The following is a 21,864-nucleotide window of genomic DNA, read 5'->3' as shown; positions in this document are numbered from 1 at the left end:
GTGTTTTTACGCCTTTTCGGGCGGCGGCTGTTGGCTTCCGGCACCACACCTGATAAAACGTCTTCTTCACCTTTTTAAAGCTATGGCAGGAAACAATGAGCAGCAGCCAGACCCTGGTCGTTAAACTGGGGACCAGCGTATTAACCGGCGGATCGCGTCGGCTGAACCGGGCACATATTGTCGAACTGGTGCGTCAGTGCGCGCAGCAGCACGCGGCAGGCCACCGGATTGTGATCGTTACCTCAGGCGCAATGGCCGCCGGACGTGAGCACCTGGGCTACCCGGAACTGCCGCCGACCATCGCCTCAAAGCAGCTGCTGGCTGCGGTGGGGCAGAGCCGGTTGATCCAGCTGTGGGAGCAGCTCTTTTCCATCTACGGCATTCATATCGGCCAGATGCTGCTGACGCGTGCCGACCTGGAAGATCGCGAGCGCTTTCTGAACGCGCGCGATACGCTGCGGGCCTTACTGGATAACCATATCGTGCCGGTTATCAATGAAAACGACGCGGTGGCGACGGCAGAAATTAAAGTCGGCGACAACGATAACCTGTCCGCGCTTGCTGCGATGCTGGCCGGGGCCGACAAGCTGCTGCTGCTGACCGATCAGGCCGGCCTGTTTACCGCCGATCCGCGCAATAATCCGCAGGCGGAGCTGATCCGCGACGTGCACGGTATTGACGATGCGCTGCGCGAGCTGGCGGGCGGCAGCGTCTCCGGCCTGGGAACCGGCGGTATGGCGACCAAGCTTCAGGCTGCCGACGTGGCCTGCCGCGCCGGTATCGATACCATTATCGCCGCCGGCAGCCGCGCGGGCGTGATTGGCGATACGATCGACGGCAAGCCGGTCGGCACCCGCTTCCACGCGCTGCAAACGCCGCTGGAGAACCGCAAGCGCTGGATCTTCGGCGCGCCGCCGGCGGGCGAGATCACCATCGACGACGGCGCGCTGGCCGCCATGCTGGAACGCGGCAGCTCGCTGCTGCCAAAAGGTATTCGGGAGATCAGCGGCAACTTCTCGCGCGGCGAGGTGATCCGCATTCGCAGCCTGCAAGGGCGCGACGTGGCGCACGGCGTCTGCCGCTATAACAGCGATGCGATGCGGATGATAGCCGGGCACCATTCCCAGCAAATCAGCGAAATTTTAGGCTACGAATATGGCCCGGTCGCGGTTCACCGTGACGATATGATCGTCAGTTAAGGAGCAGCAGATGCTTGAAGAAATGGGTAAAGCCGCGAAAGCCGCTTCTTACCAGCTGGCGGTGCTCTCTACCGCACAAAAAAACCAGGTCCTGATGACCATTGCGGATCGTCTGGAAGCGCAGAGCGCGGATATCCTGGCCGCTAACGAACTTGACCTGGCGGACGCCCGCAAAAACGGCCTGAGCGAGGCGCTGTTGGATCGCCTGATGCTTAATCCTGCCAGGCTGCAAGGCATTGCGAACGACGTGCGTCAGGTGTGCCATCTGGCCGATCCGGTCGGCGTAGTGATGGACGGCGGCGTGCTGGACAGCGGGCTGCGTATTGAACGTCGGCGCGTGCCGCTGGGCGTGGTGGGCGTGATTTATGAAGCGCGTCCGAACGTGACGGTGGATGTCGCCTCGCTGTGCCTGAAAACGGGTAATGCGGCGATCCTGCGCGGCGGTAAAGAGACTTATCGCACCAATGGCGCGACCGTGCGCGTGATCCAGGACGCGCTGAAGGAGCACGGCTTACCGGCGAGCGCGGTACAGGCGATTGAAAGCCCGGATCGCGAGCTGGTCAACCAGCTGCTGAAGCTGGATCGCTATGTCGATATGCTGATCCCGCGCGGCGGCGCTGGTCTGCACAAGCTGTGCCGCGAGCAGTCGACCATTCCGGTGATCACCGGCGGGATCGGCGTTTGCCATATTTTTGTCGATAGTAACGCGGACGCTGCGGCGGCGTTAAACGTGATCGTTAACGCCAAAAAACAGCGTCCCAGCGCCTGTAATTCCGTGGAGACGCTGCTGGTGCATACGGCGATAGCCGAGGCGTTCCTGCCTGCGCTAAGCGCGCGTATGCAGGATGAAGGTATTAATCTGCACGCCGATCCGCGCTCGCTGCCGCTGCTGCAACAAGGCCCGGCGGTGGTCAGCGCGGTGACGGAAGAACAGTATCGCGATGAATGGCTGGCATTGGATCTCAACGTGAAGCTGGTGGACGGACTGGACGAGGCTGTCGCGCATATTCGTGAATATGGCACGCAGCACTCCGACGCGATCCTGACGCGCAGCATTGTGAATGCAGAGCGTTTTGTTAACGAGGTTGATTCCTCTGCGGTATACGTTAACGCCAGCACGCGCTTTACCGATGGCGGGCAGTTTGGCCTGGGCGCGGAAGTGGCGGTCAGCACCCAGAAGCTGCACGCGCGCGGCCCGATGGGGCTGGAGGCGCTGACCACCTACAAATGGGTAGTTTTCGGCAACGACACCGTGCGCAGCTGATTGCGTGGGCCACAGGGAAGTGGCTTACATTCCACAGGGAGATAAGTAACTGAACTGAAAAGGAAGGTTCTGATGATTACGTTTTCCCAACTGCTTCCCTTCGCGGCTATCGCTTTTGGGCTGGTGCTGACGCCAGGCCCGAATATGATCTATCTGCTTTCCCGTTCCCTGTGTCAGGGCCGCCGCGCGGGCTTTGTCTCGCTGAGCGGCGTGGCGCTCGGTTTTATTTTCTATATGGTTTGCGCCGCGCTGGGGATCACCGCGCTGGTTATGGCGGTGCCGCTGGCTTATGAGGCGCTGCGCATTGCGGGGGCCTGCTATTTGCTCTATATGGCCTGGCAGGCTGTTTTCGGCGGTAAATCGCCTTTTGCGCTGCGCGACCTGCCGCCCGACAGCACCCGTAAGCTGTTTACTATGGGCTTGCTGACCAACCTGTTAAATCCTAAAGCGGCAGTTATTTACCTCACGCTGTTGCCGCAGTTTATCCGGCCGGAGCAGGGCGACGTATTGTCCCAGTCTTTGCAGCTTGGCTTTACCCAAATCGCAATCAGTATGCTGGTTAATGGCTCACTTATCTTTGCCGCTGGCAGTATTGCTGGCTTTCTGGCACGGCGCCCAACGTGGCAAAAGCTTCAGCGCTGGCTGATGGGCACGGTGTTAACCGGCCTGGCGATGCGCATGCTGTTGGAAGGGCGGAAGTAACGCGGAAGGACGAGCAGACCGCGAACCGCCAGACAGGCCAGAAGAGAGTAAGAAAAGCAGAGCAGGCAAAAAACGGGGCGAGCGTTACCTGTTGATTATAAAGTCATCATTTAGTCCGCAGGCGCTTGACTCCGCGTCAGGTTTTTTTTAACGTAGTGACCGCAGTATCCCTCCTGAAAGCCGATATAGCTCAGTTGGTAGAGCAGCGCATTCGTAATGCGAAGGTCGTAGGTTCGACTCCTATTATCGGCACCACTTTCTTAATAAAATCAGCGTTTCTTCAGCGTCTTGCTAAATGACAGCGTGCTTTTTTGCATGTTTATTACTTCATATCCTTCTTTTTGAGGCTGGCAATGGCTAAAAATGTCGGGACGCTTGTACGGGTGTTTTTTGGTCAGGATTACGATCTGTTTGGCGAAACGATAGAAGAAATACTGGACAGCTACTTAGAAACCGAAAACTCCAGGCTGAACAAATAGCTGGCGCTCCAGTGAACATACCGTTATCTGCTTACAGGCGGCTTTAGCAGGATAAATGCTGTCTGATACCGGCATTGCGTGGAGGGTTAAGGTGAGCAGTACGAAGCCAGTCAGGATGGTTAGCTCCCGGCCATGCAAAAAACCGCCTTGGTGGGCGGTCGGTTAAATCATTGCTTATTAAGCCGGCCGGACCCTGGCCTTTGTAGGATATCCGTCACGCCCATTATCATGAGTATGGTCGGGATCAGGCTCAATTATAACGATATAATCTGCATCCTTACCATCGCGTACTAAAGTTACTAACTCTCCGGCGCGAGGTTTAGTGTCAAAATCATGCTCCTCTTCAATGCCTGTATCCTCAAAAATCACAGTAATTTTCATTTCCCGTCCTCTTTCTGATAAACCGCGTGGTAACTCTGGGGTGTTTTACTGACCCTTCCTTATAGAATTTTAGCCTATCCTGAAAAGCTCCCCTGAGCTCAGCGGATTGCAGGTAAAGACCGCGCCCTCTGGATCTTCGTTGAGATGAGGCTTTTCCGGGCTGCAGCAAGATGCCCCGGGCCGTAGAAGCGCTATGGGAAATTTTCGTAGAGGGTCAAATTTGGCCAGCAAAGCTGTCTCGTCACTCAGGGAAGAACCATCGGCAGAAAACAAAAAGGACAGATCCCTGCAACACGCGGTTGAGGGACATGCTGCCCGATTGTATCTCGCTGTACAGCCGATATCCGCTTCTGGCGTTTAGCAGCCCGGCAAGGATAAAAAGGCGCTCTTCGTCTTAGAGCGGAAAGCGGGTATTTATAAAAAATATCAGTTAACCTGACGGGCATTCCACTCGTTGCGGGTAATTTCCCAGAGTTCGGAATCAAGCAGGCCGCTGACATATTCTTGCTTCCCCGTCCTGATAAGCCGCATACCGCTACTGGCTGAAATAAGCTGTGATCGGCTATTGAGTGCAGCCTTCGGAGCTCGCAGTAACGGCTTATTTAATGTATTAAACCAATAATCTGTAACCACAGTACTGGCCTCACGCATATAGCCCTGCCTCTGATACTCCGGCGCCAGCCAAAATCCACGATTATTATCCTCAACGTCATAAAGACAAATTAAGCCCATAAGGTCATCAGGTGCCTCACGACGTCTGATAGTCCAGAACCAGGCGATTCCTTTTGCCATATCGGGCAGTGCAACGTTATTAACGTAATTCTCAGCGCCGTTATCAGGATAAGGCCAAGGTACTGAGGCGACCATATAGCGGACAATCTCCCAATGCGGGTAGAGCTTTTGAATCTGAGGCGCATCTTCTGTAACCAGCGGTTTAAGCCACAGACGTTCCGTTATGAGCGTAGGTATCTGCATCAGTCAATTTCCTTTTGTGTATTTCGACGTTTTCGAACAGTGACGTCAGCGGCTGCGGGTTCTTATCATTAAGAATGGCTCCCGGTCACACCAGAAGTCCGGTTTACAAACTGAAGGTTCGTCACATGCCGGGTCTTCTACTGTCGCTAACGCTACGACGCTACCCACGTCAGTACAGCTGGGTGAACTTATTCTTAATGTCTTCCATCTGCGGTCATCCCTGTCCGAAAACGAAAAGAAATTCTCAGCGCAGTGCTGCATCCCGACATGATGAAGGTGCCGTTAGCCGACAGACCGGGCGCAAAATCATTCCAACGCCCCCTCCAGTCCTGAAGGAGGCGCAAAACATTATTTAAACAGTTTCTGCACGAACTCGGCATAGGCCGGACGCCAGACATCCATCTCATGGTTTAAGCCAGGATACATTTTATAGTCGAACCTGATGTGCTTTTTCTCCAGCTCGTTTTTCAGCCCGGCAATATCCTGGCCGGTAACGGAATCTTTTTCGCCCACCACCACGGTGAAGTTATGCAGCTGCCTGTTAATCTCTTCGGGCCTGTCGAGCTGACGAGCAATGCCTGTATCCGGCACCGTTGCGCTGGTTACGCCGCTCAGCGTCGCCAGCCAGCCAAAGCTGTCCAGATGGTTCATGCCGGAAAAGAGAGCCTGAAAACCGCCTTGCGATAAGCCGGCCAGCGCGCGGCCGTTCGCATCCTGGCGTACGTTAAATCGGGCGTCGACCAGCGGAATAATATCGTGCATGAGTTCGCGGTCTGCGGCTTTGGCATTAAGAAGGTAAAAGGTTTTGCGGCGATCTTTCGGCGGGAAATTTTCCGGGATTGCCTGAGCGATATCCGTTTCTGTATCCGGGACAACGACCAGCATCGGTTTGATTTTGTCTTCGGCCAGCAGGTTATCCATGATTTGCGGCAGGCGTCCCTGGTCAATAGCGGAAAGTCCGGTATCGCCAAAGCCATGATAGAAATAGAGCACCGGCAGCGGTTCGCTTTTGCCGCTATAGCCCGGCGGCGTCCAGACAAACATCCTGCGCTCTGAATGCAGCTCTTTTGAGTGGTAAGTCATCGTCAACAGATCGCCATGCGGCACGGCGCGATCGTCCAGAATACTGCCCGGCACCAGGATCAGGCTGGTATTGACCTGGCGCTGCGGCTTCTGAAAACGGCTGCCGGTATCGACAGAACGAAAGCCGTCTACATCAAAGTAGTATTCGTACAAATCCGGGGCCAGCGAGCCGCTTTTCCACGACCACACGCCGCTTTTATCCTTGCTCATATCGTGAGAGACAAAGCTATCCGGGGAGGAGCCGGTAATGACTGATACCCGCTTTGCATCCGGCGCGAAAAGACGGAAGGTCACGCTTTTATCTGCGTTTACCTGCGTCACGTAACGGCTAACCGGCACCGATAAATCAGGCGTGGCCGGAAAAGGCGCGGCGGCGGCAGGCATAGCCGCACAGCCCAGCAGGGCGGTGGCGGCCAGGGTCAGGCAGGCGATGTTGTTTTTCATTTTAAGTCCCTTATTTTTTTATACACAACCTTTGAACGGGTACGACTGGCAGGTCAATCAGAGCGCCTGCTGTAAACGAGGCGGTTGGCCTGGTCGTTATCCAGCGTATCAACAGAACGCTTTTTGTCCAGGCGGGTTTGCATCTGTTATCGGGGAAAGGGGTGCTGATACTGTCAGGCGGGGCACGATCGCAGAGGCGAGGGCATCACCTCTGCTCAGATAATTACACGCTTTAAAGCATTACCACGGCGCGCGATTTTGATCGAAATAGAAGCCAGCGGTGGTCTCTCCAGGCGCCTGATCCGCCAGCCAGACAATACCGGCGGCAGCCTCGGTAACCGTTCTGGGGCCGGAATGGCCGTTGAAATCCGTGGCGGTATAGCCCGGATCGACCGCGTTCACGCTGATACCGTAAGCGGTAAGCTCTTTAGCGAAGGCGACCGTTATCGCATTAACGGCCGTTTTTGAACTGGTGTAGCCCATTGCCTGTACTTGGGAATAAGGATGACTGGGATCGGCGACCCATGTCAGCGAGCCCAGCCCGCTACCGATCATAATAACCCTGGCCTCCTGCGCGGCTTTAAGTAGCGGAATAAAAGCCTGCGTGACCCTGATAACGCCAAAAACATTGGTGTCGTATACCGCCATAATATCGCTGATGCTTTGCGCGCTCGGGGCTACCGGCTGCGCGCCCGAAATGCCGGCATTGTTGATAAGAATATCCAGCTTCCCGTCTTCCTTTAGCACCTGCTGAACAGCTTCCTCAATACTTTCTGTTTTGGTGACGTCAATAATAACCAAATGGGCGTTGATGCCCCATCCGGTAAGTTTGTCTACGGCAGCTTGCCCACGCTCTTTGTCGCGGCTGCCCAGCCAAATTTTGTAACCCAGCAGGCCCAGCTGTCTGGCCGTTTCGAATCCGATGCTTTTGTTCGCGCCGGTAATAAGAACACTTTTGTTTTTCATATGCGGGCTCCAGTCAGTTTGATTTTCCGTTACGGAAAGCAGTGCGTTGTCTGATTTATAACCTGTGCGGCGCTGTTTGATAATCGGGTGCAATACGAATAAGGTGATCGCAACAGCGAACAATCACGGGAAAGGGCAATGGATGAGTTAGCGGTTTTTCTCGCTGTTTTTAAAGATAAGGGCTTTCGGGTAGCGGCAAAAAAGCTGGGCCTGTCGCCTTCCACGGTCAGTGAAAGGATCACGGCGCTGGAGGTGAGGCTTGGCGTGCCGCTTTTTATTCGTACCACGCGTAGCGTTATGCCAACCGAAGCAGGCCGGACGCTGGCTGAACGAATGACGCCGCTGCTTGATGAAATGCGATTGGTGCTTAACGACGTTGCCAGCTCTCAGCAAGAGGTGCGCGGCACGCTTAAATTGAACGTTACCGGCGCGGTCATGGTTGATATCTTACCGCCCTTGCTGGACCGTTTTCTTAGTCGTCATCCGGACTTACACGTAGAAATCATGGTGGATGACCGTCTTATTGAAGCAACGGCTGAAGGCTGCGATGCCGGTATCCGTTATGGCGAGCATCTGGCAAAAGATATTATCGCTGTCCCCATAGGGCCGCGAACGCAGCGGCTGGCGCTGGCTGCCGCACCTTCTTACCTTGATTCACAAAGCGCTCCTTCGCATCCTGGAGAGCTGGTTGACCATGACTGCATTCGCCTGAAATATTCAAGCGGCGCCCTGATCCCGTGGGAATTTGAACGCGATGGCAAAACCGTCAGCGTCAATCCCGCCGGGCGTTTGACTATCGGCGTTAACGGCGCTGCCGCGGCTATCGATCTGGCACGCAGCGGCAAAGGCGTGATCGCTACTTTTGAAAACTGGCTGCAACCCCATTTCGCTACGGGCGAGCTGCTGCCGGTGCTCCCGGCATGGTGGACCGCGTTTGAAGGCCCCTGGCTTTACTTCCCCAGCCGCTTTATGTCCGCGCCGCTACGCGCGTTTGTGGACTTTCTCGCCGGGGAACGCGAGGGGCTTCAGGATCGGTGAAACAACTGTATCGGCACTTTAAGGCAGCCGGGCAGGATTACCCTGGCAACAACTTTAAGGCAGCCGAACAGGGCTGCCCTGTCGGTACCTTAAAGCCGCCCAATCCGGCTAGCCATCCTCCGCCAGGCTAAGGCGGGCCGCCGCGACATCAGCCAGAACGGAAAGCGCCAGCGAGCTGGCATCGCGAGCTTTGGGGAACAGCCCAATGGGCGCTTTGATGCGGGCGATATCCGTATCGCGCCAGCCCAGCTCGCTGAGTTTTTGCACGCGTCTGGCATGGGTGCGCTGGCTGCCCAGCGCGCCAATGTAAAACGGTCTGGCCGTCAGGGCGGCCTGCAATACCGGCAGCTCGCGGTTCAGATCGTGCCAGAGCAGCAGCACGGCGGTATGCGCATCTATCTGTCCGGCAGCCTGGGGATCGAGCGCTTCGCAGAGGTGCACATCATAGCCCGCCGCCTGAGCGAGGCTGGCCGTGACCTGCGCCTCTATCGAACGGCCAAACACAATGGTGCGCGTACAGGGGCGATAGCCGGTGGCGAAAAAATCGTTGTGCCAGCCCGTCCGGATAAGCGAGGCGTCGCTCTGTAACCGCTGGCTTTGCGGAAAGTAGCGCAGCCCCGCAGGCTGACGCTGCTCCAGCAGGTTCAGCACGTCCAGCAGGGGCCGCGCGCCGCGCAGTTTATGGATGCTGAGCGTAATGCCGCCGCCGCAGGGAAGCACAATATCGAACCAGGGCGAGCCTTCGCCATACATCACCTGACGGTCGCGGCCGCAGGCGATAACCGCCATCGCTTCGTGAGCGACGGCGGCCTCCACGCAGCCGCCGGAGACAAAACCGCAGTACAAACCGTCTTCGCGCACCACCATCTGCGCGCCCAGCGCACGCGCCGCGCCGCCGCGGATCGCCACCAGCGTGACCAGCGCCGCCGAGACGCCCGCTTTTAACGCTTCTACCGCGAAGCGCAGGATAGCGGCGCTGTCGTCGGTCAGCAGCGCCTGCTGCGGCACCGGGTTCGCTGGCGCAGCCTGGTCGCTAAGGAAAGCCTGTTGCAGCATAGCGCCTCCTTAAACGACATCCGGCAGCGAAGCGAGCAGCTTATCGAGCGTAACGGGATAATCCCGCACCCGCACGCCGGTCGCGTTATACACCGCGTTGACGATAGCCGCGCTGACGCCGCACAGGCCCAGCTCGCCCACGCCTTTCGCCTTCATCGGTGAGGAAACGGGGTCGGTGTCATCCAGGAAAATGACTTCCTGTTCCGGCACGTCGGCGTGAACCGGCACTTCGTAGCCCGCCAGATCGTGATTGACGAAATAGCCCAGCCGCTTATCAACCGCCAGCTCTTCCATCAGCGCGCCGCCCAGGCCCATCGTCATCGCGCCAATTACCTGGCTACGGGCAGTTTTAGGGTTAAGGATACGGCCCGCAGCGCACACGGCCAGCATTCGACGCACCCGGACTTCACCGGTCGCCCTGTCCACGCCCACTTCGACAAAGTGGCCGGCGAAGGTGGATTGCTGATACTGCTTTTCCAGATCGCCAAACTCGATGCTGTCTTCCGCCGTTAGCGTACCGTCCGCTGCCGCATCGGCAAGACGAGCGCTGCGCTCTCCGTCGCGTACCTGTTCATCGGCAAAGGTCGCTGTGTTCGGATCGAAGCCAAGCTTGCTGGCTATCGCCTCGCGCAGCTTGACGCAGGCGGCATAAACGCCCGCAGTAGAACTGTTCGCGCCCCACTGGCCGCCGGAACCGGCGGAAACCGGAAAGCTGGAGTCGCCCAGCCGCACCACCACTTTTTCCAGCGGCACGCCCGCCATCTCGGCCGCCGTCTGGGCAATAATGGTATAGCTGCCGGTGCCGATATCGGTCATATCCGTTTCCACGGTAACGATGCCGTTGGCATCCAGATGCACTCGTGCGCCGGACGTCATCACCATGTTATTACGAAAGCCTGCCGCCATGCCCATTCCAACCAGCCAGCGACCTTCTTTTACCTGTGCGGGCGTAGCGTTGCGGCGGTCCCAGCCGAAGCGCTCCGCGCCGGTGCGCAAGCATTCAACCAGCTGACGACGCGAGAAAGGGCGGTCAGGATTGGCAGGATCGACCTGGGTATCGTTAAGGATGCGGAAGGCCACCGGATCGATACCCGCTTTCTCCGCCATCTCATCAATGGCGATCTCCAGCGCCATCAGACCCGGCGCTTCGCCCGGCGCGCGCATGGCGTTGCCTTCGGGCAGATCGAGCTTCGCCAGCCGCAGGCCGGTGAAACGGTTCGCGCCGGCATAAAGCAGTTCGGTCTGCTGCACCGCCGTCTCCGGCGTGCCGCCGGGCAGGTTGCCCGACCAGCTTTCATGGGCGATAGCGGTGATATGACCAGACTGGTCGGTGCCGATACGAATATGCTGGATGGTGGCCGGGCGGTGCGTGGTGTTATTAGGGATAACCGGCCTCGGCAGCATCACCTTTACCGGCCTTTTTGCGGCACGAGCGCCCAGCGCGGCCAGCACCGCATCGCTGCGTAAGAACAGTTTGCCGCCGAAGCCGCCGCCGATATAGGGCGAGATCACGCGCACGTTCTCTTCCGGCAGCTTCAGCGTTTTCGCTAAGTCTGTTCGGCACCAGTTAATCATCTGGTTAGAGGTCCAGACGGTCAGCTTTTCGCCCTCCCAGACCGCCATAGAAGCGTGCGGCTCCATCGCCATATGGCTTTGATCCGGCGTGGTGTAGGAAGCGTCAAGCTTCAGCGCCGCCGAGGAAAAGGCCTGGTTGAAATCACCGACGTGGGTATCCGGCTGGTCTTCCGGCGCTTCGGTGACGCCAGGTTTTTCCGCAGCGAGATCCCAGCTACCTCGTTCACGGCGATACTGCACGTCAACCAACTGGGCGGCCGCGCGTGCCTGCTCAAAGGTTTCCGCCACTACCAGCGCCACGGCCTGGTGATAGTGCTCAACCTCCGGCCCGCCCAGCAGCGTGGCGGTATTTTTTTCGCCCTTGCCGAGGCTGCCGGCGTTTTTCGCCGTGACCACGGCCAGCACGCCCGGCGCGCTCTGCGCGGCCTGAAGGTCCATCGAGGTGATACGCCCCTTAGCGATGGCGGCACCGACAACATAGCCATAGGCCACGTTGGACGCTTTATCGTGCCATTCATAGGCGTAAGTCGCGGTTCCCGTGGTTTTCATCGGGCCGTCGATACGATCGTGAGGACGCCCTACAACTTTCAGCTGATCGATAGGGTTATCGCCTGCGGGCTTATCGAATTTCATATTTTATGCCCTCGCTTCCGTCAGTACCGAGGCGAGCGTGCGCTTCGCCAGGAGCAGCTTGTATTCATTTTCATGGGTGGGGTGCGCGTCGGCGAACAGCCGATCGTAAACCGCCTGCACGCCATGCGGCAGCTGTGCATCCGCCTCTTCCTGCCGCCAGGGCTTATGCGCCACACCGCCAGCCGCAACGCGCCCCGTGCCATCAGGCTGCACGACAGCAGCAATCGACACCAGCGCAAAAGCGTAAGAAGCGCGATCGCGCACCTTGCGATAGATATGCGTGCCGCCGAGCGGGCGGGGCAGGGTAACGGCGACAATCAGCTCGCCCGGCTTCAGCGCGGTTTCACGGTGGGGCGTGTCGCCCGGCGCCAGATAGAAATCGCTGAGGGGAATACGGCGTTCGCTACCGTCCGGGCTGACCGTTTCCACCACCGCATCCAGCAGCCGCATGGCAACGGCCATATCGCTGGGATGGGTGGCGATACAGGCTTTGCTGGCGCCAATCACCGCGTGTTGACGGCTGAAGCCTTCCAGTGCGGCGCAGCCGCTGCCAGGCAGACGCTTATTGCAGGGCTGGTTGGTGTCGTAAAAATAGGGGCAGCGCGTGCGCTGAAGAAGATTGCCGGCCGTAGTGGCCTGATTACGCAGCTGGCCCGACGCGCCGGCAAGTAGCGCCCTGGAAAGCACGGCGTAATCGCGGCGGACGCGCTCGTCGGCGGCCAAATCGGTATTGCGCACCAGCGCGCCGATACGCAAACCGCCGTCGGTCGTGGGTTCAATTTTATCCAGCGCCAGATGATTGACATCTATCAGATGGGAAGGCGTTTCAATTTCCAGTTTCATCAGGTCGAGCAGGTTGGTGCCGCCCGCAATAAATTTAGCGCCGGGGGTGCGCTGCGCGCTGGCTGCCGCCTCGGCGGGCGTTTTCACACGCTCATAGGTAAAGGCCTTCATGCTTTCTGGCTCCCGGCGACATCTTCGATCGCGGCAAGAATATTGGAGTAAGCGCCGCAGCGGCAGATATTGCCGCTCATTCGCTCCCGCAGCTCATCCGCCGTCGCTTCCGGGGATGACACCAGATCGAGCGTGACGTGGCTGGGAATGCCCGCTTCGATCTCTTTCAGCACCGCCACGGACGAGCAAATCTGGCCTGGCGTGCAGTAGCCGCACTGGTAGCCGTCATGTTTCACAAAGGCGGCCTGCATCGGATGCAGGTTGTCGGGCGTGCCCAGACCTTCGATCGTGGTGACCTCGGCGTCCTGATGCATCACGGCCAGCGTCAGGCAGGCGTTCAGCCTGCGGCCATCCACAAGCACGGTACAGGCGCCGCACTGACCGTGATCGCAGCCTTTTTTCGTGCCGGTAAGGTGCAGGTGCTCGCGCAGCGCATCCAGCAGCGTGGTACGAGTGTCAACGTTAAGCTGTTTGCTCTCACCATTCACTTTTAGCGTCAGGGGCAGCATTTCCGGCGCGCGGGCGGTTGGACGTTCGCTGTCGCCCAGCGCCGCGCCGGGCGCAACTGCCGCCGTAGCCGCTGTTGCCGCGCTTACTTTCAGCAGCGTGCGGCGCGTCAGGTGAAAAGGGATATTTTCATATTGGTTACTTGCTTCGCCCGTGGTGCGGCGAAACGGCTGGTTCTTACTGTTATTGCCTTGGTTGCTCATGCCAGGCCTCCGGTATGCAAAGAGAAAGGAACGACAAAGTAGGTAGGGACTATTTCTGTTTTTAGAGCATTAAGCATAGACGCTACTGGCCGGGGGATAGCCTTTGATTCCGCAATGCTGTTGTGAGGGAAATTAATTAATGAAAAAGGATAAAGTTTTAGCGGCGGCGGTCGACTATTTCAGGGCTGGTTCTTTTGTTGGTTCGCACAAGTTAAGACTTATCCTAAACGGCAGTTTTTGCAGATTTTTATGCAAGTCGCTTTAAAGTTTTGCCAGGGCGTGACGATAAAGAATACAGACGGTGACGGGCATCCTGGCGCCGTATCCGAACTCTGGTAAAAATTTTAAGGAAACGACTATGTCCGTTATCAATACTAACATTATGTCCCTGACCACTCAGAACAACCTGAACAAATCACAGGCTTCTCTGAGCACCGCTATCGAGCGTCTTTCTTCTGGTCTGCGTATCAACAGCGCAAAAGACGACGCAGCAGGCGAAGCGATTGCTAACCGCATGAACTCTCAGATCAAAGGTCTGACTCAGGCGGCACGTAACGCCAACGACGGTATCTCTCTGACTCAGACGGCTGAAGGTTCTCTGAACGAGATGAACACCAACTTACAGCGTATCCGTGAACTGACTGTTCAGGCGAAAAACGGCACCAACAGCGCCGACGACATCGACTCAATCCAGAAAGAAGTTGACGCGCGTCTGTCTGAAATCAACCGTATCGGTAAAGCTTCTACCTTCAACGGCACGGCGATCTTTGATACGACCGGCAGCGTAAAAATCCAGGTTGGCGCCAACGACGCAACCGACGCTAACGTCATCAACATCGACCTGTCAGGCGCTGGCTTCCAGACTTCTGGCCTGGGCGCAACCTTCAGCGTGACCGGCGGCAACCTGTCTGACCTGGACGCGCGTATCAAGAGCGTCGATACCGCACGTAGCGGCCTGGGTGCGATTCAGAACCGTTTTGAATCCACCATCAACAACCTGAACACCTCTGTGACCAACCTGACCGCGTCACAGTCACGTATCCAGGATGCTGACTACGCAACTGAAGTTTCTAACATGTCGAAGGCGCAGATCCTTCAGCAGGCTGGTACCTCCGTGCTGTCAAAAGCCAACCAGGTTCCACAGGGCGTTCTGTCTCTGCTGCAGTAAGCCTTACGCTACAAGACAAAACCCGGCTCAGGCCGGGTTTTTTTATGCATCAAAAAGGTTACGACACGCTTACATCAAAATAGCCGTACGGCTACAGCTCTTATTTGTGGGTAAAAATAAAATGCTGTGGCACTTCATCGCTCAAAATATAATCTTCCTCACCTAATCGTTCGGATTCAAAATTAAACGTTTCCTGTAATGCGCCGCTGAACAGCGCCGTGCTTTGCTCGGTTTTGGCAATAATTAGCGTTTTATCAAGGCCGCCGCCGGTCTGCGTTTCGCTGTATTCGGCCGGAAAGGTTAAATTGCCATACTTAACCGTCATTTTTTCCATTATTTTCCCCTTAAAGCGTTAACCAGAAAAAATTCAGCGTCATAACCTGTTAAAACCTTAGAGCAGCCTGGTTAAAAAGTCACCATGCCACGGGCTCGCCTTTCCGCCTTTCGGGACTCAGATCTTAAAATTGGGTTTATACTTCTGTTTCATTCGCTATTCAGGAGGTCACCTATGTTCATTTCTTATTCTAACGATCCGCGCTTTACCGGCTTGCAGAATCGGATCGAAAAAGATCCCAAAGAGCAGAAAGACAGCCCGGACGATGCGCCAGAATCGGGCGACAAACTTCCCGAATAAATCGCCGCGAGTTTTATCGGATCTGTGATGCAGCGCGGGATCGGTTTGGTGCCAGCCTCTATAGTTAACTGACCCATATGGGGTGATGGAGGTGGCTATGTCTGAACGTCCGGATTACCAGGAACCGGTTCCTGATGACGCTGAATATCCAGCCGATGATGACCATGAAGATATCCCTGAAGGCAGCGATGAACTCGTCGATCCGCTGGAAGATGACGAAGAAATTGATGCACCGCTGGAGGATGACGATCTCGTTGAGTCCGATGATGAAGAGGACGACGACGAGGACAGGTAGGAGGATATCTGATTGAACCCGTGTCGTGAGCCGCCTCCGGAAACTGAGGCGGCTCGCTTTATTGTGCCTTACGCTGAGGCGATCCTTGCAGAAAAGGCAATAAAAGAGCCGGTCTGAAACATAATTAAAAGCAGCGTGCCGGCAATCTTTAAAACTAAGAGCCGCTGGCTTTGCTTAGCCGGGCAGTTGCTCAGCGACATGCCAGTCATAAACGCGCGAACGTTTATGATTTGAATGCAGGTCGTCAGCAGGCAGGCACAAAAAAACCCGGCTGGTAGACCGGGTTTTTTGAGGACCTTCAGAAACCGTTACTGAGCGTTCCTGACCGTTCCCGAATACAGCAAACAAGCTTTGACAATAGCGCGACTGGCGTCGGGGAAATGTAAGAGCTGTGCTGGCGCGCCTTTAACATTCTGACCCGCCCGCGAAATTTTTAGCTATTGATATGCTTCGCAAAACCCTTTCCGTCCCTGCTATTTTCCTGTTTTTCGTCTTGCTGCTGCCAGCCCGCTGTTTGCCCTTTCTCTCCCGTGGCTTCTACACTGGCATGCTTAACAGCGGACGGGAGAACACAAGGTGGAAGAAGAAAGCCTTACGCAAATCTATCATCAGCGCTCGCAGGAAACGCTGCGCATCTGGCGCGATCCGACAACGGCTAAAGCGTACAGCGGCTTCTATCCGGAAAATCTAAAAGCCATCGCCACCGGCATTAAGCCCGCCTTGACCCAGCCGATAAGCGCGTTGCTGGCAGAGCTGCGGGAACAGGTGCTGGACGATCCGCTTGCCGATATGATGCAGCCTGACCATTTTCATCTGACTTTTCTGGCCATCACCCCTTCGTGTTACGACCAACGCCATCAGCCTGAGGGCATTGAGGAGCTAACGCGAATTGCCGCGGCGCACTGCCTGGAAAAAAAGCTTACCGTCCGCGAGCTGCGGCTGGTGGCTTTGCCTAATCAATTACTTATCGCCGGTATAGCGGATGCGACAGATATCGCGAGAAGAGAAGCTTTCTGGCAGGCGTTGCAGCATTCCGGCTATGCGGGCCTGTTAAAAGAGAGGTATAGCGGCAGCGCCCGGCCACCGACGTTCTGGCACAGTACGCTGCTGCGCTATAACGCTGCGGTGTTGCCCGAACGTCTACAGCAGTTTTTTAAAGCGCGTATGAATCAGCGATATGGCGACATTACCGGCACTATTCAGCTGCGTCTGGTCACCTACAACTGGTCGCAAACCGCCGCGTTGTCCTGAGCATGGCGCAAAGGAATGCGATCGTCATCACAACTTCGTGCGCCACAGCCATTTTATCCATGCCTGTGGACTTTTTAACATAACCTCCGGCCTGCGCGAGTCTGTATGTTACCGGCAGACAGGATAAAACCGGGGTTAAAAAAATGTCTTCAATCAATAACAGTATGGTGCTGCCGCAGGCGCGGAAAAACAAAGTCCGGCGGATGAATCTCTTTATTTCGTTTTCGGCAGGCTTGGCCGGGCTGCTGTTCGGGCTGGATATCGGCGTGATTTCGGGCGCGCTGCCGTTTATTACCCAACACTTTACGCTCGACAGCCATGAGCAGGAGTGGGTAGTCAGCAGCATGATGCTGGGCGCGGCAATTGGCGCTATCTGCAACGGCTGGGTGTCGCACCGGCTGGGGAGGAAATATAGCCTGATGGCGGGCGCGTTGCTGTTTATCGTCGGCTCGCTGGGATCGGCGCTGGCGGTCAATCTGGAGGTCCTGCTCGCTTTTCGCGTGCTGTTGGGCGTCGCCGTCGGCATCGCTTCCTATACTGCGCCGCTTTATCTTTCTGAAATGGCGACGGAAAATATTCGCGGCAAGATGATAAGCACCTATCAGCTGATGATCACCTTCGGCATTCTGCTGGCGTTTTTATCGGATACCGCCTTCAGCTACAGCGGCAACTGGCGCGCCATGCTGGGCATTCTGGCGCTGCCCGCCGTTTTGCTGTTCGTGATGGTGATCTTCCTGCCCAACAGCCCGCGCTGGCTGGCGGCGAAAGGCCTGCATGTGGAGGCGGAAGAGGTGCTGCGGATGCTGCGCGATACGTCCGATAAAGCCAGACAGGAGCTGAACGAGATCCGCGAAAGCCTGAAAATGAAGCAGGGTGGGCTGTCGCTGTTTCGCAAAAACAGCAACGTCCGCCGCGCCGTGTTTCTCGGCATGCTGTTACAGGGAATGCAGCAGTTTACCGGTATGAATATCATCATGTATTACGCGCCGCAGATTTTTAAAATGGCGGGATTCCAGAGTACCCAGCAGCAGATGATGGCGACGGTAGTGGTTGGCGTCACCTTTATGCTGGCGACTTTTATCGCGGTCTTTACTGTCGATAAGGCGGGCCGCAAACCTATTTTGAAAATCGGTTTCTCTGTGATGGCTTTTGCCACGCTGATCCTCGGCTATTGCCTGATGAAAGTGGGGCAGGGCGAAGCCACCATGAACCTTTCCTGGGTGGCGGTCGGCATGACGATGCTTTGTATTGCAGGCTACGCGATGAGCGCCGCGCCGGTGGTGTGGATCCTCTGTTCGGAAATCCAGCCGTTAAAGTGCCGCGACTTTGGCATCACCTGTTCCACCACTACCAACTGGGTAGCGAACATGATTATCGGCGCGACCTTCCTGACCCTGCTGGGCAGCATCGGCGCGGCGGGCACCTTCTGGCTTTATACCGGCTTTAATCTGGTATTTATTGTAATTACCTTCCTGCTGGTGCCGGAAACCAAAAACATTACGCTGGAACATATTGAAAAGAATCTGATGGCGGGGAAAAAACTGCGGGATTTGGGGCAGTAATGCTGCTGCCACGTTGAAAATATTGGCCCTGAGCCGACCAGCCTCAGGGCCGACAAATAGTGTTTATACTTTATTTATTGCGCTGCGAAGTATTATTAATTTGATTAAATAATCAACCGAAAAATTACGTTAAGGAAGATCTTAATATATTTCCATTTGCTTTGTATTTGTTCACATAACGGTGCAATGCGATGTTTCTGCTGAAGAAAATAATTGTCACTCGGCTCCTGTCTTAATTATTGCAATGACCTCGTCAATATCAACGCATAATTTTTTTGTCTGTTTTTCTGCCCGTTAAGCTTGCTGTCACGGCAAAAGCACGACTACCTTTTACAGTGCAGGTTTGCTTTTGTGGAATAAAAAAGACAGGAAGCGCAATGAAGAAAGTTCTCGGCACCTTTTTACCTTTATACAGCACCACGCTGCTGATGCTGTTGGGTTCCGGCCTGCTGACCACCTATGTTTCCCTGCGTCTGGCGCAGGAACAGGTTAGCGGCAGCCTGATCGGCGGTATTATCGCAGCCAACTACATCGGCCTGGTGATAGGCGGCAAGGTAGGGCATAACCTCATCGCGCGCGTGGGGCATATTCGCGCCTATGTCTCCTGCGCAGGCATCATTACGGCTTCCGTGCTGGGACACGGGCTGACGGAATGGCTGCCTGCCTGGATAGGTCTGCGGCTGATTATTGGCCTGTGCATGATGTGCCAGTATATGGTGCTGGAAAGCTGGCTGAACGATCAGGCGGAGCCGGGCCATCGCGGTCTGATTTTTGGTTTCTATATGGTCGCCACCTATCTGGGACTGTCGTCCGGTCAGATCATCCTGATGACCCAGGCGGCATCCGGTAGCGCAAGCCTGCTGATTGTGGCGCTTTGCTTCGCGCTTTGCCTGGTGCCTATTGCGCTGACCACCCGTACCAACGCGCAGCCAATGTCGCCCGCGCCGATGGAACTGGGCTATTTTTTTCGCGCTATCCCTCGCATCCTGCTGATTACGCTGGCGACCGGCATGGCCGTTGGCGCGTTTTACGGCATGGCGCCCGTTTACGCCAGCCAGCTAGGGTTTACCACGCGGCAAACCGGTTTGTTTATGGCCATTACGATTTTCGCCGGGCTGGTGTCGCAATTCCCTTTGAGCTGGCTCTCCGATCGTTTTAACCGCCATCGTCTGCTTTGCGGCACCGCGCTGCTTTATGCGATAACGGCGCTGTTGCTGACGCTGCCGCTGCATTTCACTTTCATCTGGGTGACCGGCGCGGCATTTATCACCAGCATGATGCAGTTCTCGCTTTACCCACTGGTGGTGGCGATGGCTAACGACAGCGTGGCTCCGGAAAGGCGCGTTTCGCTGACCGCCTGCCTGCTGATGGCATTTGGCGTTGGCGCCTGCATCGGGCCGATGATCACCGGCGCGCTGATGCAGCCGCTGGGCGGGCATATGCTCTATCTGTTTTTCGCGCTTTGTGGCGTAATAATTGCGGTAATGAGCTGGCACCGTAGCGAAATCCAGCAGGAAAATGCCGAAAATCCTACGCCGCATGTCGCCGTACCGGACAGCCTGGCCAGTTCACCGCTGGCCGTCGCGCTGAATCCCTCGCTGGATGAAGAGGAAATTCAGGCGGCAATGGTTAACAGCGAAGAAGATCAGGCCGAAGCGACTTCTTAAAAGCGCTAATCCACTGGCGGTGCCCCGGCATCGCCTTATTGGAATTAATTTTATTTATATGGAATTTTTAAGTTAATAAAATGCGTTAATTCTGGAATGTAAAAATGTTTATCTTTCCTGATATAGCACTAATAAAAAATATTATCAGGCGTTAACTTTTTGAGGGGTGTTGTTAAGCGTTTTTTGTAATTCAAATAGCATTTTTAAAGTTAGTTATTGAAATATAAAGCGCTATTTTATTGTTTATAAATTTAGTGTGGTAGATCCCATATTGCGAAAATAATAAATGGATAGTTAATTTAGTCGCTATATTTTATAGTGGCTCTGTTTCTGACAGAGATAAGGAGCGTCAATGGGAAAATATTTATCATTTCGCGGAAAAGTCTGGCTGAAGATTGTGCTGGGCTGTCTGATATTCTGGATACTGTTGCTGCTGTGGGGGATAGCTTAATGGCTACGCTTCCTGAAAAATCATGCCTGAAGGGCTGGAAAATGAATCAGCAACAGCGACGTTTTCTGGAGTCTTTCTTTCCTGAGGAAGAGGAAAAACCAAAACCGACCGCAGAGGAACCCACCCTGAACATGGCTGAAAAACGTCCTGCAGCAAAGCGGTGAGCTTCAGCCGGAAAGGGCGCGGTGTTCAGGCCGATTTACGCCGCCGCAGCAGGATCTGTTTGCGGGTAAAGAGGCGGGTCATCACCAGGGCAAACAGCGCGAACAGGCCGCCTATAGCGGTGGTTTCCAGACGATGGGTGGCAACAACAATTTGCGACGTTCCCAGGCTGGCGATCATAAACACCACCATCATGGTGACGATAAAGGCAAAGACGAAATAGGATTTAGCGATCAGCGAATAGGACCAGGTAAAGGCGGCGTAACCAAACAGCATAAATCCGCCTATCAGGTAAAGCGGAGCGTCACACAGATCGATAAGCGCCGCCGCCGCAATACTGCCCATCAGCGTGCCCAATACGCGCGCGCGCACCCGCGACAGCGAGTCCCGATAGTTGTTACGCAGACAGATTAACAGCGTCATGCCCGCCCAATAGCCGTTTTTCAGATGGAAAAATTCCACGCCGGAGAGCGCCAGCCCCATCGCCATTAGCGCAAAGAAAACCGACCATTGCAGATGGATTTTGTGTTTATATTTGCCTGTTGTGACGCGTAAAAAACGCAGCCAGGCGCGCGGATAAACGTCTTTCAGATAAAAAGGGTAGCGGCGGAACACCAGATAGAGGAAAAACATCTGGATCAGACCGCCAGCGCCAACCAGCATAGCCCGATCGGCGGCGTGCTCCGGCGAACCGGCAAAATAACCGGAGACCAGCCAGGCGATCGACCATTGCAACAGCATCCACCATGCGCTGTCATCCACGTTCGCCATCGTCACGTAAACGGCCGCATAAAGCATGGCTCCGACAATATAGAGCGGCGTGATGTTGCCCGCCAGGCAGCCCAGCGCTGAAGAGAGCGCCACCCCCAGCGTGGTGGTAAACAGCAGCGAAAAAGAAGATCCGCCCCAGGTTTTATTCGCACCGAACGCCAGCGTCAGCGCGCCGCTGGCAACCAGGCCTGCGGCCTGCACCTGTCCGAAGGTAAAGCCGGTCAGATAGATAACGAGCAGCGCGGGCAGGCAGCAGAGGCCAAGCAGTAAATCATGTCGCGGCAGGGGAATTAAACGCATGCGGTAGCCAAATCTCCTTGTAGCTAATAACGAAAGCAAGCATAGCGCAGCACGGCTAATCTGCTATAAATTCCAGTAAATTCATGGCAATGCTTCTGATGCCGTCGCTGATGCCGGGCCGCAGGCTTGCAAAAGTTCACGCGA

21 protein-coding genes, 1 tRNA gene and 1 pseudogene are annotated in these 21,864 nt (G+C 55.8%); 13 read left to right on the top strand and 10 right to left on the bottom strand.

Annotated features, from left to right (window positions below):
* The first annotated feature begins 95 nt into the window (after positions 1-95).
* The 5 genes and pseudogenes from proB to ACA373_RS11940 form a co-directional block, all read left to right on the top strand.
* The gene (gene proB, locus ACA373_RS11960; RefSeq protein WP_253455158.1) at positions 96-1,199 is read left to right on the top strand and encodes a glutamate 5-kinase; all 1,104 of its coding nucleotides are present in this window, start codon (positions 96-98) and stop codon (positions 1,197-1,199) included.
* 10 nt (positions 1,200-1,209) lie between these two features.
* Entirely contained in the window at positions 1,210-2,463 is a 1,254-nt protein-coding gene (gene proA / locus ACA373_RS11955) for a glutamate-5-semialdehyde dehydrogenase (protein ID WP_370734540.1), read from the top strand.
* A 72-nt stretch (positions 2,464-2,535) separates the two neighbouring features.
* Positions 2,536-3,165 carry a LysE family translocator gene (locus ACA373_RS11950; RefSeq protein WP_253455156.1) on the top strand — a complete coding sequence of 210 codons (630 nt, stop codon included), beginning with the start codon at positions 2,536-2,538 and terminating at the stop codon, positions 3,163-3,165.
* 179 nt (positions 3,166-3,344) lie between these two features.
* Positions 3,345-3,420 (top strand) — tRNA-Thr (locus ACA373_RS11945).
* 98 nt (positions 3,421-3,518) lie between these two features.
* A pseudogene (locus tag ACA373_RS11940) lies at positions 3,519-3,632 on the top strand (contact-dependent growth inhibition system immunity protein); the annotation flags it as partial.
* 189 nt (positions 3,633-3,821) lie between these two features.
* On the opposite strand, the gene ACA373_RS11935 reads toward ACA373_RS11940, so the two are convergent.
* The 4 genes from ACA373_RS11935 to ACA373_RS11920 all read right to left on the bottom strand — a co-directional run bounded on the left by ACA373_RS11935 (position 3,822) and on the right by ACA373_RS11920 (position 7,493).
* Entirely contained in the window at positions 3,822-4,025 is a 204-nt protein-coding gene (locus ACA373_RS11935) for a hypothetical protein (RefSeq protein ID WP_301251319.1), read from the bottom strand.
* Between the two features lie 426 nt (positions 4,026-4,451).
* Positions 4,452-5,000, bottom strand: a complete 549-nt coding sequence (locus ACA373_RS11930; RefSeq protein WP_370734539.1) for a GNAT family N-acetyltransferase — start codon at positions 4,998-5,000, stop codon at positions 4,452-4,454.
* A 348-nt stretch (positions 5,001-5,348) separates the two neighbouring features.
* Positions 5,349-6,527, bottom strand: a complete 1,179-nt coding sequence (locus tag ACA373_RS11925) for an alpha/beta hydrolase-fold protein (RefSeq protein ID WP_370734538.1) — start codon at positions 6,525-6,527, stop codon at positions 5,349-5,351.
* A gap of 240 nt (positions 6,528-6,767) precedes the next feature.
* Positions 6,768-7,493, bottom strand: a complete 726-nt coding sequence (locus ACA373_RS11920; protein WP_369895440.1) for an SDR family oxidoreductase — start codon at positions 7,491-7,493, stop codon at positions 6,768-6,770.
* A 138-nt stretch (positions 7,494-7,631) separates the two neighbouring features.
* Between ACA373_RS11920 and ACA373_RS11915 the strand changes: the two genes are divergently transcribed.
* Entirely contained in the window at positions 7,632-8,531 is a 900-nt protein-coding gene (locus ACA373_RS11915) for a LysR family transcriptional regulator (protein WP_370734537.1), read from the top strand.
* 108 nt (positions 8,532-8,639) lie between these two features.
* On the opposite strand, the gene ACA373_RS11910 is transcribed toward ACA373_RS11915, so the two are convergent.
* From ACA373_RS11910 to paoA, 4 genes are read right to left on the bottom strand one after another with little or no spacing between them, the layout of a single operon-like run.
* Complete coding sequence (locus ACA373_RS11910; RefSeq protein WP_370734536.1) at positions 8,640-9,587, bottom strand: XdhC family protein; 948 nt, start codon at positions 9,585-9,587, stop codon at positions 8,640-8,642.
* Positions 9,588-9,596: 9 nt separating this feature from the next.
* Positions 9,597-11,795 (bottom strand): aldehyde oxidoreductase molybdenum-binding subunit PaoC, encoded by a 2,199-nt coding sequence (paoC, locus tag ACA373_RS11905; protein ID WP_253455144.1) that lies wholly within the window; start codon positions 11,793-11,795, stop codon positions 9,597-9,599.
* A gap of 3 nt (positions 11,796-11,798) precedes the next feature.
* Positions 11,799-12,749 carry a xanthine dehydrogenase family protein subunit M gene (locus tag ACA373_RS11900; protein WP_301251313.1) on the bottom strand — a complete coding sequence of 317 codons (951 nt, stop codon included), beginning with the start codon at positions 12,747-12,749 and terminating at the stop codon, positions 11,799-11,801.
* On the bottom strand, positions 12,746-13,459 hold the full coding sequence (gene paoA / locus ACA373_RS11895; protein WP_301251312.1) for an aldehyde dehydrogenase iron-sulfur subunit PaoA: 714 nt from the start codon (positions 13,457-13,459) through the stop codon (positions 12,746-12,748). The genes ACA373_RS11900 and paoA overlap by 4 nt, the downstream gene beginning before the upstream one ends.
* Positions 13,460-13,817: 358 nt before the next feature.
* Here paoA and ACA373_RS11890 point away from each other — a divergent pair, with 358 nt between their 5' ends.
* Positions 13,818-14,627 (top strand): flagellin, encoded by an 810-nt coding sequence (locus tag ACA373_RS11890; protein ID WP_253455142.1) that lies wholly within the window; start codon positions 13,818-13,820, stop codon positions 14,625-14,627.
* A 100-nt stretch (positions 14,628-14,727) separates the two neighbouring features.
* Here ACA373_RS11890 and ACA373_RS11885 read toward each other — a convergent pair whose 3' ends face one another.
* A complete protein-coding gene (locus ACA373_RS11885) occupies positions 14,728-14,961 on the bottom strand; it encodes a hypothetical protein (RefSeq protein ID WP_125288333.1) in 234 nt (77 codons plus the stop codon).
* A 174-nt stretch (positions 14,962-15,135) separates the two neighbouring features.
* Between ACA373_RS11885 and ACA373_RS11880 the strand changes: the two genes are divergently transcribed.
* The 6 genes from ACA373_RS11880 (at position 15,136) to ACA373_RS11855 (ending at position 20,651) form a co-directional block, all read left to right on the top strand.
* The gene (locus tag ACA373_RS11880; RefSeq protein ID WP_301252258.1) at positions 15,136-15,261 is read left to right on the top strand and encodes a hypothetical protein; all 126 of its coding nucleotides are present in this window, start codon (positions 15,136-15,138) and stop codon (positions 15,259-15,261) included.
* Positions 15,262-15,358: 97 nt separating this feature from the next.
* A complete protein-coding gene (locus tag ACA373_RS11875; protein ID WP_301252260.1) occupies positions 15,359-15,556 on the top strand; it encodes a hypothetical protein in 198 nt (65 codons plus the stop codon).
* 576 nt (positions 15,557-16,132) lie between these two features.
* Positions 16,133-16,807 (top strand): hypothetical protein, encoded by a 675-nt coding sequence (locus ACA373_RS11870; protein WP_370734535.1) that lies wholly within the window; start codon positions 16,133-16,135, stop codon positions 16,805-16,807.
* 143 nt (positions 16,808-16,950) lie between these two features.
* On the top strand, positions 16,951-18,369 hold the full coding sequence (locus ACA373_RS11865; protein ID WP_253455139.1) for a sugar porter family MFS transporter: 1,419 nt from the start codon (positions 16,951-16,953) through the stop codon (positions 18,367-18,369).
* Positions 18,370-18,746: 377 nt separating this feature from the next.
* The gene (locus ACA373_RS11860; protein WP_370734534.1) at positions 18,747-20,036 is read left to right on the top strand and encodes an MFS transporter; all 1,290 of its coding nucleotides are present in this window, start codon (positions 18,747-18,749) and stop codon (positions 20,034-20,036) included.
* A gap of 450 nt (positions 20,037-20,486) precedes the next feature.
* Positions 20,487-20,651: a hypothetical protein gene (locus tag ACA373_RS11855; protein ID WP_301252265.1), complete on the top strand. Its 165-nt coding sequence runs from the start codon at positions 20,487-20,489 to the stop codon at positions 20,649-20,651.
* Positions 20,652-20,676: 25 nt separating this feature from the next.
* Here the strand turns inward: ACA373_RS11855 and ACA373_RS11850 are convergent, their stop codons facing one another.
* On the bottom strand, positions 20,677-21,720 hold the full coding sequence (locus ACA373_RS11850; protein WP_370734533.1) for an FUSC family protein: 1,044 nt from the start codon (positions 21,718-21,720) through the stop codon (positions 20,677-20,679).
* Between the last annotated feature and the right edge of the window lie 144 nt (positions 21,721-21,864).

It is taken from the genome of Erwinia sp. STN24 (genome assembly GCF_041320675.1).
Lineage (GTDB): Bacteria > Pseudomonadota > Gammaproteobacteria > Enterobacterales > Enterobacteriaceae > Erwinia > Erwinia aeris.
Note: the sequence above shows the minus strand (reverse complement) of the source record. Positions and strands in the feature narration are given on the sequence as shown.

What these genes read in the sequence shown, in the direction of transcription:
- ACA373_RS11865 (WP_253455139.1), top strand. Translation starts at nt 16,951, where the DNA reads ATGTCTTCAATCAATAACAGTATGGTGCTGCCGCAGGCGCGGAAAAAC.
- ACA373_RS11890 (WP_253455142.1), top strand. Translation starts at nt 13,818, where the DNA reads ATGTCCGTTATCAATACTAACATTATGTCCCTGACCACTCAGAACAAC.
- paoC (WP_253455144.1), bottom strand. Translation starts at nt 11,795, where the DNA reads ATGAAATTCGATAAGCCCGCAGGCGATAACCCTATCGATCAGCTGAAA.
- proA (WP_370734540.1), top strand. Translation starts at nt 1,210, where the DNA reads ATGCTTGAAGAAATGGGTAAAGCCGCGAAAGCCGCTTCTTACCAGCTG.
- ACA373_RS11920 (WP_369895440.1), bottom strand. Translation starts at nt 7,493, where the DNA reads ATGAAAAACAAAAGTGTTCTTATTACCGGCGCGAACAAAAGCATCGGA.
- ACA373_RS11860 (WP_370734534.1), top strand. Translation starts at nt 18,747, where the DNA reads ATGAAGAAAGTTCTCGGCACCTTTTTACCTTTATACAGCACCACGCTG.
- ACA373_RS11885 (WP_125288333.1), bottom strand. Translation starts at nt 14,961, where the DNA reads ATGGAAAAAATGACGGTTAAGTATGGCAATTTAACCTTTCCGGCCGAA.
- ACA373_RS11915 (WP_370734537.1), top strand. Translation starts at nt 7,632, where the DNA reads ATGGATGAGTTAGCGGTTTTTCTCGCTGTTTTTAAAGATAAGGGCTTT.
- ACA373_RS11850 (WP_370734533.1), bottom strand. Translation starts at nt 21,720, where the DNA reads ATGCGTTTAATTCCCCTGCCGCGACATGATTTACTGCTTGGCCTCTGC.
- ACA373_RS11910 (WP_370734536.1), bottom strand. Translation starts at nt 9,587, where the DNA reads ATGCTGCAACAGGCTTTCCTTAGCGACCAGGCTGCGCCAGCGAACCCG.
- ACA373_RS11855 (WP_301252265.1), top strand. Translation starts at nt 20,487, where the DNA reads ATGGCTACGCTTCCTGAAAAATCATGCCTGAAGGGCTGGAAAATGAAT.
- ACA373_RS11900 (WP_301251313.1), bottom strand. Translation starts at nt 12,749, where the DNA reads ATGAAGGCCTTTACCTATGAGCGTGTGAAAACGCCCGCCGAGGCGGCA.
- paoA (WP_301251312.1), bottom strand. Translation starts at nt 13,459, where the DNA reads ATGAGCAACCAAGGCAATAACAGTAAGAACCAGCCGTTTCGCCGCACC.
- ACA373_RS11925 (WP_370734538.1), bottom strand. Translation starts at nt 6,527, where the DNA reads ATGAAAAACAACATCGCCTGCCTGACCCTGGCCGCCACCGCCCTGCTG.
- ACA373_RS11880 (WP_301252258.1), top strand. Translation starts at nt 15,136, where the DNA reads ATGTTCATTTCTTATTCTAACGATCCGCGCTTTACCGGCTTGCAGAAT.
- proB (WP_253455158.1), top strand. Translation starts at nt 96, where the DNA reads ATGAGCAGCAGCCAGACCCTGGTCGTTAAACTGGGGACCAGCGTATTA.
- ACA373_RS11950 (WP_253455156.1), top strand. Translation starts at nt 2,536, where the DNA reads ATGATTACGTTTTCCCAACTGCTTCCCTTCGCGGCTATCGCTTTTGGG.
- ACA373_RS11930 (WP_370734539.1), bottom strand. Translation starts at nt 5,000, where the DNA reads ATGCAGATACCTACGCTCATAACGGAACGTCTGTGGCTTAAACCGCTG.
- ACA373_RS11875 (WP_301252260.1), top strand. Translation starts at nt 15,359, where the DNA reads ATGTCTGAACGTCCGGATTACCAGGAACCGGTTCCTGATGACGCTGAA.
- ACA373_RS11935 (WP_301251319.1), bottom strand. Translation starts at nt 4,025, where the DNA reads ATGAAAATTACTGTGATTTTTGAGGATACAGGCATTGAAGAGGAGCAT.